The sequence below is a fragment of the Paenibacillus farraposensis genome, assembly GCF_020736845.1.
Classification (GTDB): domain Bacteria; phylum Bacillota; class Bacilli; order Paenibacillales; family Paenibacillaceae; genus Paenibacillus; species Paenibacillus farraposensis.
In genome coordinates this window covers 32580-46431 of record NZ_JAFFQR010000008.1, presented here as the reverse complement: position 1 = coordinate 46431, position 13852 = coordinate 32580, and the positions used below count along the sequence as shown (strand labels likewise).

At 49.7% G+C, this 13852-nt stretch carries 13 protein-coding genes; all 13 read left to right on the top strand.

Annotated features, from left to right (window positions below; all coding sequences use genetic code 11):
- Nucleotides 1-155: 155 nt before the first annotated feature.
- The 13 genes from JO375_RS01270 to JO375_RS01210 all read left to right on the top strand — a co-directional run bounded on the left by JO375_RS01270 (nt 156) and on the right by JO375_RS01210 (nt 13802).
- The gene (locus tag JO375_RS01270) at nt 156-863 is read left to right on the top strand and encodes a metal ABC transporter ATP-binding protein (protein WP_229522766.1); all 708 of its coding nucleotides are present in this window, start codon (nt 156-158) and stop codon (nt 861-863) included.
- A complete protein-coding gene (locus JO375_RS01265; RefSeq protein WP_229522765.1) occupies nt 809-1657 on the top strand; it encodes a metal ABC transporter permease in 849 nt (282 codons plus the stop codon). Before JO375_RS01270 ends, JO375_RS01265 begins: the two co-directional genes overlap by 55 nt.
- A gap of 43 nt (nt 1658-1700) precedes the next feature.
- Nucleotides 1701-2684, top strand: a complete 984-nt coding sequence (locus tag JO375_RS01260; RefSeq protein WP_229522764.1) for a metal ABC transporter substrate-binding protein — start codon at nt 1701-1703, stop codon at nt 2682-2684.
- Between the two features lie 395 nt (nt 2685-3079).
- A complete protein-coding gene (locus JO375_RS01255) occupies nt 3080-3442 on the top strand; it encodes a response regulator (RefSeq protein ID WP_267497650.1) in 363 nt (120 codons plus the stop codon).
- A gap of 86 nt (nt 3443-3528) precedes the next feature.
- Nucleotides 3529-4017, top strand: a complete 489-nt coding sequence (locus tag JO375_RS01250; protein ID WP_229522763.1) for a hypothetical protein — start codon at nt 3529-3531, stop codon at nt 4015-4017.
- 175 nt (nt 4018-4192) lie between these two features.
- Nucleotides 4193-4387, top strand: a complete 195-nt coding sequence (locus JO375_RS01245; RefSeq protein WP_229522762.1) for a hypothetical protein — start codon at nt 4193-4195, stop codon at nt 4385-4387.
- A 12-nt stretch (nt 4388-4399) separates the two neighbouring features.
- A complete protein-coding gene (locus JO375_RS01240; protein WP_229522761.1) occupies nt 4400-4735 on the top strand; it encodes a YolD-like family protein in 336 nt (111 codons plus the stop codon).
- 291 nt (nt 4736-5026) lie between these two features.
- Nucleotides 5027-6409: an aspartate aminotransferase family protein gene (locus JO375_RS01235; RefSeq protein WP_229522760.1), complete on the top strand. Its 1383-nt coding sequence runs from the start codon at nt 5027-5029 to the stop codon at nt 6407-6409.
- A gap of 12 nt (nt 6410-6421) precedes the next feature.
- Complete coding sequence (locus JO375_RS01230) at nt 6422-7891, top strand: MDR family MFS transporter (protein ID WP_229522759.1); 1470 nt, start codon at nt 6422-6424, stop codon at nt 7889-7891.
- A 23-nt stretch (nt 7892-7914) separates the two neighbouring features.
- Nucleotides 7915-9891, top strand: a complete 1977-nt coding sequence (locus JO375_RS01225; RefSeq protein ID WP_229522758.1) for an IucA/IucC family protein — start codon at nt 7915-7917, stop codon at nt 9889-9891.
- A complete protein-coding gene (locus tag JO375_RS01220) occupies nt 9888-11789 on the top strand; it encodes an IucA/IucC family protein (RefSeq protein ID WP_229522757.1) in 1902 nt (633 codons plus the stop codon). The genes JO375_RS01225 and JO375_RS01220 overlap by 4 nt, the downstream gene beginning before the upstream one ends.
- Nucleotides 11783-12544, top strand: coding sequence for an HpcH/HpaI aldolase family protein (locus JO375_RS01215; RefSeq protein ID WP_229522756.1), 762 nt, complete (start codon nt 11783-11785; stop codon nt 12542-12544). Before JO375_RS01220 ends, JO375_RS01215 begins: the two co-directional genes overlap by 7 nt.
- Before the next feature lie 25 nt (nt 12545-12569).
- Nucleotides 12570-13802, top strand: coding sequence for a type III PLP-dependent enzyme (locus JO375_RS01210; RefSeq protein WP_229522755.1), 1233 nt, complete (start codon nt 12570-12572; stop codon nt 13800-13802).
- Nucleotides 13803-13852: the final 50 nt, after the last annotated feature.

The window sequence follows — 13852 nt, the reverse complement described above, 5'->3', positions numbered from 1 at the left end:
GCGTAAAGGTTACGTTTATCGAGCGCTTCTTTTTTTAACACCAAATCGTAATAATTACGGTAGATGGGTTATGATCATAAACGACCTGGAGAAGCTGCGCAATGATAATCGCTCAGATGGCTCCAGGCTTTTTAAAGGAAAGGAAGATTTGTGTCATGTTATTGGCCTCATTGGAACAAGTCACTTTTGGCTATGGAGACGTTCCTAACTTGGTGGATGCCAATGTTGAGATTTTTTCAGGAGAATTTGTGGCAATTACCGGACCGAATGGTGCTTCCAAATCAACCATGCTCAAGCTGTTATTGGGCTTGCTTCAGCCTTGGCGGGGCAAGGTATTTATGTCTGATCGCACAGGTGAAGGCAAGAAGCTGGTGGTTGGATTTGTGTCGCAGCAGATCGCTGCCTTCAATGGCGGATTTCCGAGTACAATTCTGGAATTTGTCCGTTCGGGAAGATATACACATGGCTCCTGGCTGCGCCGGATGCGGCCTGAGGATCATGCTTTGACGGAGCAGGCGCTTCGTCAGGTCGGAATGTGGGATTTGCGTCATCGCAAGATTGGTGAATTGTCTGGTGGACAGAAGCAGCGCATTTGTGTAGCGCGAGCGCTTGCCCAGGAATCGGATTTGCTTATTTTGGATGAGCCTACAACAGGTATGGACCAGGAAAGCCGCTATCACTTCTATGATTTGATGAATCAGCAGGTCAAGGAATATGGAAGAACGGTGGTCATGGTCACGCATGGACTATCGGAAGTGCAGCACTACTTGGACCGTATCATTGAGCTTGAGAGAAAGGAAGATGGCGGATGGAAATGCTGCACTACGACTTCATGCAGCGGGCATTTTGTGCCGGTGGGGTAATTGCACTGCTGGCCTCGGTGCTAGGAGTATACCTGATGCTGCGGCGTCAGGCTCTGATGGCGGATATGCTTTCGCATGTATCGCTGGCAGGGGTGGCAGCAGGCGCCTATCTGGGTATGAACCCGACGATCACCGGTTTTATTGTAGCTGTGATCGGCGCGATTATCGTTGAATATGTACGCAGATCCTATAAAACATATAGCGAGATTTCTGTCGCCATTATTATGGTTGGCGGCTTATCGACGGCTGTTATTTTGATGAATCTGAATCAGAGCATTAATAAAGGATTTTCCGCTTATTTGTTTGGTTCGGTGGTAGCGGTCAATCCAACGGAACTGATATTGATGATTGCCGTGGCTGTGATCGGAGGCATTTTCTTTTTCGTCTTCCGGCGCCCCTTGTACCAAATTACCTTTGATGAAGAAACGGCGAAGACCAATGGTCTTCCTGTCAAGGCGATTTCATTTGCGTTTAGCATTTTGACGGGAATGATTGTAGCTGCTGCAATGCCGATTGTCGGCGTGCTGCTGGTCTCTTCATTAATTGTACTCCCTGCTGCGCTGGCGATACGAATTGCACCGAGCTTCGCGGCAGCCATCTGGATTTCGATGATCACCGCCCTGATTGGCGTATTTATGGGGCTGACTGTCTCGTATGAAATGAGTACCCCTCCGGGAGGAACCATTGCCCTGGTGCTCTTATTATTCCTGATCTTGGGAGTGGGTATTCATAAGCTGGTCCGCAAGCTGAACAAGCAGCAGGCTTCCGGGCGGAAAAATACAGAGAGCAATTAGAAATAGTAACGATATCGAATAAACAGTTAAAGGAGCTATGAACATGAATACGTGGTTCAAAAAATCATTCGTATTGTCCGCGGGGCTGGCACTTATCCTGTCCGGCTGTGGGACCCCATCTGATAATGCGCCTACCAATGATTCCCAAACCGGACCGGGTACGACGCAAAGCGGTAACAAGCTGAATGTGGTGACCACTTTTTATCCGATGTATGAATTCACCAGACAAGTTGCCGGAGACCATGCGAATGTAACTGCCCTAATCCCGGCTGGTGCCGAGCCGCATGACTGGGAACCGAGCGCCAAGGATATGGCACAGGTCAAGGACGCTGACGTATTTGTCTACAACGGTATCGTCGAAGGCTGGGCAGAGCAGGCTTTGAGCAGCGCGCCGAGCGACAAGCGTGTTGTCGTTGAGGCGAGTAAAGGGCTGCAGCTGATGGAAGGGACTGCTGAAGAAGGCGAAGAAGCGCATGCCGAGGAAGGCCATGATCACGATCATGTGATGGATCCCCATGTATGGCTTGATCCGGTATTAGCCCAAAAGGAAGTCGAGTCGATTGAAGCGGGGCTTGTAGAAGCCGATCCTGCCAACAAGGCGGATTACGAAAAAAACGCTGCTGCTTATATCGCCAAGCTGAAAGAGCTGGATACAGCATTCAAAACAGGCCTAAAGGATGCAAAACGCAAAGACTTCATTACGCAGCATGCCGCTTTTGGTTATTTGGCCAAGCAATACGGCCTGACTCAAGTGCCGATTGCCGGACTTTCACCGGAACAAGAACCTACACCGGACAAGCTGGCAGGGATCATCAAATTTTCCAAGGAAAACAATGTGAAAACCATTTTCTTTGAAACCCTCGTAGATCCAAAGGTTGCTCAGACCGTATCTACTGAAATCGGCGCAAAAACCGATGTTCTGAATCCGCTCGAAGGACTGACGGATGAAGACATGAAGAACAATCTGGACTATCTTGGTGTTATGAAAAACAATCTGGAGGCTTTGAAAAAAGCTTTGAACGAATAAGTCTGTAAACGGACATCGGAGCGACTCCGGTGTCCGTTTTTATGTCTAGATAAGTTTGGCCTAAAAGTTACCATCATGCTACTACACGATTTGTCTTCGGAGGAAGCGGCATAATAGGTAACTTTTTAAATTCAGCTTATATAGTGCCAAGGTTCCAGTAAATCCCTAGTACTTTGTAATCTTCACTCTGCAGGAATGAAATTACGTCATTGTGAAACTGTTCATTAAAAACTAATGCTGTAGTAGCTAGTTTCAAATGACTTTTATAATTCAATGGTAGCGTTTTTATTTTTACAGATTTTTTCTATTAATTGTGCTCATTTTTTCACCGATATTGAATCTTGAGTGTACCATTTATACCTACAACTAACTTTCAACGGATTGGAGCGATTACTTTGGCAACAGTTATAGTAGTGGATGATTCATTATTTATGCGATCTATGCTTAAAGATATTCTTCAGGATTTAGGTCACTCTGTTATTGCTGAGGCAGAGAATGGACACGATGCTGTTATGAAATACGTACACTTTCGTCCGGATTTAATCACGATGGATATCAATATGCCCAAAATGGATGGATTGGAGGCCACTAAAAAGATTGTAGAGCTTGATTCACAAGCCAACATTTTAATGTGCTCTGCTCTAGGGCAGCAAGAAGCGATTATCAAAGCATTTAAAGCAGGTGCCAAGGACTTTATCGTTAAGCCATTTGAGATGGAACGGGTCGTAAATGCCGTCTCAAAAATGCTTGGCAGCTAATGAACTCTAGCTTTTAATACATAATTATTGAATAACTTGAAATAAGCATTCCATGGTTATCTTTTATGAATATGGAGATGAATAGAATGAGCAATCGGGTACTGTCCCAAAAAGTGTTTATAGATGAACTGATCACAACGATCAGGAGCGGTGGGCTTGTCCCCGTAAATTATGAGCATCTCACGAGTGAAAAACGAGACAGAATGGATGCTCTTAACAATGAACTTACGGTGCGTATAGAAGGATTGAAGACGGATTTAATTCCTGCTTCGACACATTCCATTCCTTTTTCCAATGGCGAGGTGATGTTTCTGGCTCGTCCTATTGTGCTCATGGGAGATCATACCGAGGGTTACTTTGTGTTCTATCGGGCAAAAGAGTGTGAAAGTCCAGAAGAGGTTCGGTTTATCACAAGCTCTTATCAGTTGCCACATCTGTTGCTTGAATTATCTTCCACTTTAAAAGAGCATGACACGAACGAGCTGATTGATATTCTGACTTACTGGGATGGGCCTCTCTATCCGCTAAAAGATTTGAATAAAGAAGATATTAAGCTGTCCACCTATGAATTTTAAGCAAGCTTCAAGCTGCGGCCGTTCACTGCAGGCAATCTGTAATTGTCTTGCAGGAATGCGGTAGTGTCCAATCCCCTGAGAGTATCCAAACATCTCAGCGGATTTTTTTTACATTGATAATCAAACGCATGTTCGCATATAATACAAACGTACGTTCTGATAAGGAGTGAAGGACATGCTGGAGAAATACGTGGGACAGATCGTGGAAATCGTGTATATGGACCGAAAGGGTAAGCTGTCTCATCGACGTATTGAGATGCATCGGGTACGAAATGGCTTGATACGGGCTACTTGTTTACAGACAGGTCAGCCGCGTGTTTTTCGACTAGATCATGTACTGGCATGGCATCCTGTAACCCAAACAGCATAGGAGGGCTTTACGATGGGGAAAAAGCTTGAAGGAAATGGCATCTGGGAAAGCTCGCGCATGATCTTGCCCGAGCATCGGGATGCGTATCTGAGATTGATGAAGGAGCAGGCCAGACGTGACAAGCCGACCCTGGACGACCAGGAAATGTGGCAGATAGAACAGGCCATTATCACCTCCTATAACGAACGGAGGTCTATTACGCTGCGCGTATTTAATCCGTTTGATGATGAGGAGCTGTGTGGGCTTGTAACCGTGATTAACACGGGCCGGCGAGAAGTGAAGCTATCCCGTGGGGAAGAGGACTTTAGCTGGATTAAGCTGGAGGAAATTATAGAGGCGCATATATAAACAGCATATATAAACAGCATATATAGACAACATATATAGGCAATCCTGGGATTGTAGCCGTAACAGCCCGGGTTTAAAATGAAGCAATGATCAGGAAGTAATGCCACAAACCACAATGAAAATCGTCGAAATGACCATTTTTATTGTGGTTTTTTATTCTATTTTGGGAATTTAAAACAGTTTTTGTCCAAATTCCGGTCTGAAATGTCCATGGAATCAGGATATTTATTTCATATAATAAGAAAGTGAATTAATTGAAAATGATTATCAATATCAAAGGAGTGACTCGAGTTGCCGAAAGCTACAACAGCTACAACAGCTATCTCGCAAAACACCCGTTATCTGGAGAGCCAGGCTGCACGTGAATCCAATGCCAGATCGTACCCCCGGCGTATCCCGATTGCCATCGCCGAAGCAGAGGGCATCCATGTCAAGGATATGGATGGAAAACACTATATAGATTGCCTGGCCGGGGCCGGAACTTTGGCACTCGGTCATAACCATCCGGTGGTCATTGAGGCGATCAGAGAGCTGCTGGATCAAAAACGCCCTCTGCATACGCTGGATTTGACCACACAAGTGAAAGAGCAATTCATCGAAGAATTATTCGCCAGCCTGCCACCTGAATTTGCCCGTCAAGCCAAAATCCAATTTTGTGGTCCGACCGGGGGCGATGCGGTAGAAGCGGCAATCAAGCTGGTCAAGACAGCTACAGGCCGTCGAAGCATTTTTTCCTTCCAAGGCGGCTATCATGGTTCGACCCACGCGACGATGAGTCTCAGCGGTACTTTGGGACAAAAAGGGCCGGTACAGGGCTTAATCCCGGATGTTCATTTTATGCCCTACCCCTATGCTTACCGGTGCCCGTTTGGGGTAGGCGGAGACCAGACCCAGGTGCTTAGCAGCCGCTATATTGAGAACCTGCTGGACGATCCTGAGAGCGGAATTGTTACGCCATGTGCTTTTATTCTGGAGGTTGTTCAAGGAGAGGGCGGCTCGATTCCCGCACCGGTCGAGTGGATTCGCGAAATACGCCGTATCACGCAGGAACGGAGCATCCCGTTAATTATTGACGAGGTGCAGACCGGACTTGGACGCACAGGGAAGCTGTTTGCTTTTGAGCATGCGGATATTATCCCCGATGTGCTGGTCTTGTCCAAAGCGATTGGCGGCAGCCTGCCACTGTCAGTTGTAATTTATAACGAAGCGCTGGATGTATGGAATCCGGGTGCGCATATCGGTACCTTTCGTGGCAATCAGATGGCCATGGCTGCAGGACTTGCAACATTGAAATATATAAGAGAGCATCATATCCCAGACCATGCTGCAGCCCGAGGCGAACAATTCATGAGCCGTCTGAATGTATTGAAGCAGCAAGCAGGCTGCATCGGTGATGTACGTGGCCGTGGGCTTATGATCGGAGTAGAGATTGTGGACGACAGGCAGCCGGCGGATCGATTGGGACATCATCCTGCCCACAAGAAGCTGGCTGCTCGAATACAGCAGGAATGCCTGCAACGCGGACTCATTTTGGAGGTTGGAGGAAGACATTCTGCGGTGATTCGCTTTTTGCCGCCGCTAATTGTAACGGAGCGTCAAATCGACGACATATTCCTTATTTTCAGTGAAGCGGTGCATGCAGCTTATGCCGGGTTGCAGCACGAACACGTCTAAGCAGGCTACAGGATGAAAATACACGCTGTGTCTGATCAGTGGAAGGTCGTTATCACGGTAATGCTCGGCACCTTTACGGTTTTGCTGAATAACAGTTCGCTGAATCCGGCAATTCCGTCTTTCATTCAGGTGTTCGATACGAACGCGGCCACGGCGAGCTGGCTCATTACCATTTTTCTAATCACGATGGGGATGACGATGCCTTTAACCGGGTATTTGGCGGACCGCTTTGGAAAAAAGAAAGTCTACCTGAGCGGACTTGCACTCTTTGTGGCAGGCTCCTTGCTCGGTTCGATATCGTGGGGGCTCATCGCTGTAATCATTTGTCGTGGAATGCAAGGGATGGCGGGTGGACTGATGATTCCGTTATCACTGGCGCTGATTTTTGAAGCCTTTCCCAAGGAGGAACGCGGCAGGGTTACGGGAATATGGGGAATTGCAATTATGGCCGCCCCCATGATAGGGCCCACCGTCGGGGGAATCGTTCTATCGCTTAGCAGCTGGCAGGTGCTTTTTCTCATGAACGTGCCGACGGGACTGGTGGGGCTCCTGCTGGGAATACGTTACTTGGCCGCTGCGCCCAGCAATCGGTCACGCACCTTTGATCGCAGCGGATTTATAACGATCACCCTGGGTGTAGGCTGCATGCTGCTCGCGCTGGGCAGAACAACGACAGGAGCAGATATCGTTGACCCGCTGCATATTTTGCTGTTTCTTGGCGGAGCGATTTTGCTGGTCGTGTTTGTGCGCATGGAGCTGGTCAAGAAACAGCCGCTGCTGAACGTTCATATTTTTAAAATACTTACCTACAGCCTAAGTGTGATCGTGGCGAGTGTCCAGGCGATTGCGATGTTTGGCAGCATTTTTCTGGTTCCGATGCTGGTTCAACAAGTGTACGGCTACGACGCCATGATGACAGGACTTGTGTTTTTGCCTTCTGCCATATGTACAGGCTGGTTCGTCACCATAGCAGGCAAGCGGCTGGATCGCAAGGGACCCAAAGGGATTATCAGTGCTGGACTTATTCTTACGTGTGCGGCTACGGCAATGCTCGGAATGCTTCAGATCCATTCACCGCTTTGGGTCATTTTTGTCCTCATGATGCTGCGGGGAGTTGGATTGGGGCTATCCAATATGCCAGCCACAGCCGCCGGGCTGAATGCAATTCCGGATGATCTGGTAGCCCAAGGTTCTGCGATGAATAATGTCATGCGCAGACTAACCTCCTCGCTTGGCATGGTTGTCATTTCGATTTATTTTGAAATTCGCAGGGCTCAGCTTCTGGTAGCAGGCTATTCGGTAGAAACGGGGACGCTGCAAGCGATCAGGGAAGGCTTTATCGGAATGTGCATACTTATTTTACTCACCATTCCTGCGGCCTTTTTCCTCAAGCCGCCCGCATCCCTTCCTGAAAAAAGAGCATGCCGTACATCCCGTGATCCTTCGGAAGTGAACGCATCTGCGTCTGCACCTAAAGCTTGAACGGAAGGGAGAGAAGAAGATACATGCTGATACAATCAATGGAGACTTTCGCTGCTGCTAAAGAACGGCCCCAAAGCAGAATATGGGCGGAACAAGCAACACTGCGGGCTTTGGTTAACAGCTATTTGCGGGAAACACGGCAATTTGATCCGAGATTTGATCCGAGAATCGATGGGCAAGCACAGGAAATGAGGGTGATTCTGCCCCAGCTTGGGCGACAAATTGGAGGCACGCTCGATCATTTTTCTGTGACCGGGCAACATGTGTATGGGAACGATTGGTACGAGGTGGAGGAAGAAGGAGACCGCCGATGGCTTGGGATCGAAGAGGTCATGCAAAGGCTGCTGGATGAGTTGGGTCATCGCGCCAATCCGGAGCAGCGGGAAGTGGAGCAGCAAAACATGAAGCAGCGTATTCACAATAGTCTGCACAAAATGACGCTTTTTATGGACAGGCATCTGAAACTTGCAAGCGGGAGTACATCCACAGGCTCAAGCCAAGAAGTACACTTGATGTATGTAGACTCAGAGCAGTCTTTGTTAATGGGGCATCCCTTTCACCCTTATCCGAAAAGTACGGAAGGGTTTATGGAAGATGAACTTCCGTTATACAGTCCCGAGATGAGCGCGGTGTTTCAGCTGTTTTATTTTGCGGTTCATCAGGATCATGTACAGGAGGAATGGCTTGGTGAACAGCATCGCAGGGATGCCATTGACCCGTCGGTGCGGCTCCGTGCCCAGCGTCAATGGGGAGAGGAGCTGGAACACTTTTGTATTTTGCCCATGCATCCCTGGCAGGCTGAGCATGTGCTGCACCAACCACATATTCAAAGCTTGATACTTGAGCGGAGGCTGATTCCTATGGGGGTACTGGGGCCTGCTTTTTATCCTACTTCTTCGATACGAACAGTATGGAATGTGGAAACCGGAAACGGCTATAAGCTGCCGTTGCATGTACGGATTACCAATCTTGTACGCGATAATACGCAAGAACAGGCTCGGCGTACATTGGATGCTGCCAAGGTTATCCATCATCTTGCAGGCGAATGGTCATCCTATGTCCAATCTGACGCCTTGAAGGTATTAACAGAAACGGGATATACCCGTGTATGCTTTAAGCCTGATAAGGAGACGGAAGGACTGGGGAATTCAGATGCAAAATATGACACAGGACAGGAGTCTGAGTCTGATCCAGTGGCGATAAAGAAAGCGGTTCACGAGCTGGAGCAGTTGTCAGACCAGTTGACCGTTCTTTACCGTCCGATGGATGTGAACCCGGAATCGACCTATGTCATGGCTTCTTTGCTCGAACCGCTGCCGGGTGAACAGGAGCCGCGGCTGATTGGAGTGATTCGGGATCATTCTCCCGCCGAAGCCAGAGAACAGCCGAGCCTGTCCGCTTGGCTGGAACGGTACCTTCACGTATCGATGGTACCCATGCTGCGTTTGCTTGCAGTGAAAGGCATTGCCTTCGAAGCCCATGTGCAAAATTCGCTTCTGTCCCTACAGGACGGATGGCCGGAATGTTGTTATGTACGGGATTTGGAGGGGGTGAGCATTGTACGTGAACAGGCTGAGACAGCCGGATGGGTCGGTTCATTGATTTCCGAGGATAGTCCCGTGTTGTACGATGCACAAGAGCCATGGCTGCGTACCCGTTATTATTTTTTTGTTAATCATTTGGGCGCTTTGATTCATGCGCTTGCGGTACATCAGCAGCATAGCGAGGAGGAGTATTGGCGGGTCGTTCGTAAGGTACTGAAGCAATTACAGACACAAATAGAAACACAGAATGCAGTGCGAGTACAACGGAAGCCGGTAAAAGATTTGCAACCAGATGTCCACGCTTGTGCCCGACTAGCCACCTACATCCAGGATCTATTGACTGATCCCACCCTGCCTGCCAAAGCCAATTTTATAAGCTGCTTTCAATCCAAAGGGGACACCCCTTCGTTTATTCCGATTCCCAATCCAATTCATATTCGTGAGGTGACTTCATGACTATAGCGAACATTCCCGTAACTAACAATTCAGATAACATGTGCATAGGCAAGCTTTTCGCAACTTTACCTGACACCGCTTCATCCACTCAGCGCTTCATTCAAGCGCTTCGTTCAGATATCTTTTCGCAGGTGGAGCAGCGTATGCTCCGGCAGCTGATTCAGGCCGTATTATATGAGAAAATTTTGCCTTACGACACCAACAGCGATGCTGTGGGAGATGGCCGCCAACATTTTATATTGGATGGCAAAGATGCTACAGGTCACCCCGTTCAATACCGTTCTGTCGGCAAACGAATGGACAGCTTCGGGCGTATTCGGCTGCTTCGTGTTCCGATCATACGGGTAGGAACAGACGGAAGCAAAACGACAGCCACGCTGGCTGATTTTGCGAACGAAGTGCTCAGCGTCGCACAGCAGGGAGAACGGCTTCAACGCTTTATAGAAGAGCTGGAGCAAACGCTGCTCAAGGATGTGCAGGCGCAAAGCTATTTGACAGCGCCATCGCTCACAGAAGACCAGCGCCGGTACGATGAGCTGGAAGGCTGTTTGGGGGACGGTCATCCATACCATCCATGCTATAAATCCAGAATCGGCTTTACGCTGGCAGACAATGAACGGTATGGTCCCGAGTTTCAACAGCCGATTCGGCCTGTGTGGCTGGCCATTGCCAAGAGCCACAGCCGGGCCGGACATTCACAGGCGATGGATGCTGAAACATTTATTCGCCAGGAGCTGGGCGAAAGCGAGATGGCCCGCTTCCACGCCTTGCTGGACAGCTGTGGTCAGCAGCCGGAGGCTTATCGGCTCATGCCTGTCCATCCGTGGCAGTGGCAGCAGGTCATTTTGCCCCGGTTCCATCAGGAACTGGCGGATCAGCAGATCATATGGCTCGGTGAAGCAAACGATGTGTATCAGGCCCAGCAGTCGATTCGCACCTTATCCAACCGGACGGCACCGGAGCGAGCTTATGTGAAGCTTTCGCTCAGTATTACGAACACCTCCACCAGCCGGATCATGGCCGGGCATACGGTACTGAATGGAGCGCTTATTACGGACTGGCTGCACGGTCTGCTGGAACATGATGAATACGCCGCACAACAGGGATTTTTTGTGCTGCGCGAAGTTTTAGGGATCACCTATGACTATGAGCAATTGCCCGAATACCGCCAGGCGAAAACGTACGGTTCGCTAGGGACGGTTTGGCGGGAAAGCATACACGGCTATTTGCAGCCGGGGGAGGACGCGATCCCTTTTAACGGATTATGTTATGTGCAAAAAAACGGGGTTCCACTCATTGATCCATGGGTACAGCAATCCGGTGTAGAGGAATGGACGCGCCGTGTGCTGGAGGTTACGATATCGCCGATTATTCATATGCTGTACGCGCATGGGATCGGTATGGAATCTCACGGCCAGAATGTGATTTTGATTCACCGGAACGGACAGCCAACCCGGGTGGCCTTGAAGGATTTTCATGATGGTGTCCGGTTTTCCGTGAACCATCTGGCGGAGCCGGATCAATGCCCCAATCTTCATCCTGAACCAGCGAGTCATGCCAGGATTAACCGCAATTCCTTTATTCAAACGAATCATCCGGATGATGTGCGCGACTTTACCTACGATGCTTTTTTCTTTATTGCAGCCGCTGAACTGGCGATGTTTCTGGCCGAACATTATCAACTGGCCGAGCAGCGGTTTTGGGAAATGTCTGCACAGGTCATTCATGCTTATCAGCGCCAGCATCCTCAGCATGAGGAGCGCTTCCGCCTGTTTGACTTGTTCGCCCCGACCGTACAGATTGAAGAATTGACGAAAAGACGTCTGCTCGGCGACGAGGACCTTCACTTCAAGCCAGGGATGAATCCGCTATATGCACACCGGGAGTCCGCATGTTAACGATCAATCGGCTTCAGGAGAAGCTGCGGGCAGGACAGCAGGTATTTGGCCTGATTGCCACCATCCCGGCGGCGCTTACGGTCGAAATGATCGGACATGCCGGATATGATTTTGTCATCATTGATATGGAGCATGTCATGATCAATCCCGAAACCGTGGAGCATATGATTCGTGCTGCGGAAGCTGCACAAATCACGCCCTTGGTGCGCGTGCCTGAGGTCGATGCCAAGGAAATATTGCGTGTGCTCGATAGCGGAGCACAGGGCATCGTCGTTCCGCATGTGGAGAGCAGGAGGCAGATGGAAGAGCTGGTGCAGGCAGCCCAATATAGCCCGGTGGGCAAGCGAAGCCTGAACAGTGGCAGACCTGCGGCATTCGGCAAGGGAAGTCTGGTGGACTACGTGAGACAGGCCAATGAGCGAATCATGCTGGTGCCGATGATTGAGAGCCGGCTGGGCGTAGAGCGTATTGCAGACATTTTATCCGTACCGGGCCTTGGTATGGTGCTGGAAGGTGCCGCAGATTTGTCGCAATCGTACGGTGTACCCTGGCAGACCGATGCGGCGATTGTGCAGGAGGGGCTGTGCCGGGTCTGGGAAGCTTCACGCGAAGCCCGTATTCCGTACTGTGCCATTCCGCGAAAGCCAGGGGAATACACCGCCTGGGTAGAGCAAGGGGTACATGCCTTCGTGCTGGGGGATGAGCGTGGAATTGCTTTTCGTGCCTTGCAAGCCAGAAGGTCTAACTTATGCTAGCACTCAACATAAAAGGAGGATGTACATGAGTCAACTTGATACAGCATGGCCTGCGGGGCGGGACGTTCCCGATGTGGAAAAGCTTATCCGGCAAACACGGGAACAAGAGCAGCAGCCCGTATGCGCATATATATATGACCTGGTTGCATTGAGAGAGCGGGCGCACCGTTGTGTGAACAGCCTGCCGGACGAATGCAAATTGTTTTACGCGGTCAAAGCCAATCCCGATCCTCAATTGATTGCCAGCCTGCTCCCCATAGTAAAGGGCTTTGAAGCGGCATCCATTGGAGAGATTCGTACGATCCGCGGAGTATCAGGCGATGTACCGATTATTTTTGGCGGTCCGGGCAAAAAAGACGCCGAAATTGAGGAAGCGCTGGAGCGGGATGTCATGCTGATTCACGCCGAAAGCCTGCATGAGGTGCAGCGTATCGGCTGGATTGCAGAACGCAGACAACAGCGCGTATCGATTTTGCTGCGCATTAATTTGCGGCGCACTTTGCCCGAGGCAAGCATTACGATGTCCGGTCGGCCTACTCAATTTGGCATTGACGAAATTCAGGTGCCGGAAGCGATCCGACTTGTCCAAAGCCTGCCGTTTGTGCAGCTGGAGGGTTTTCATATGCATTCCCTCTCGAACAACCTGGATGCCCGGCTGCATGCTCAAATGGTTGCTACCTATTTGCAATGCGTGCAGGGCTGGATGCAGGAATACGCCCTGTCCATTCGCTATCTGAATGCAGGGGGCGGCTTCGGCATTTCGTATACCGAGCCGGAGCGCAGGTTCGAGTGGAATGATTTTATGGAGGAATTGCATCAAGTGTGGGAAGATTACCATATTCCCGGTATCCAGTTGATTTTTGAGCCCGGGCGCTATATTGTGGCACACTGTGGGTATTATGCGACAGAAGTGATCGATCTCAAAACCAATCATGACCAGCATTATGCCATTGTTCGCGGGGGAACCCATCACTTTCGGTTGCCGGTGTCGTGGCAGCATAATCAGCCGTTTGAGGTGATTGCGGTTGACGATTGGCCGTACCCTTTCCCGCGAACAGAGTGGCGGCAAACAACGATTACGATTGCAGGAGAGCTTTGTACTCCCAAGGATGTGCTTGCGCATGAGGTCGATGTAGAGCAGTTGCGGATTGGAGACATTCTGCTGTTCCACATTGCGGGAGCGTATGGATGGACGATTTCACATCATGATTTCCTCAGCCATCCCCATCCGCATTTCTACTATATAAACGGAACTTGAGAGCTACCTACAGTGCCACTGTGCAGACAGATGGTGCTTAAGCAGAACGA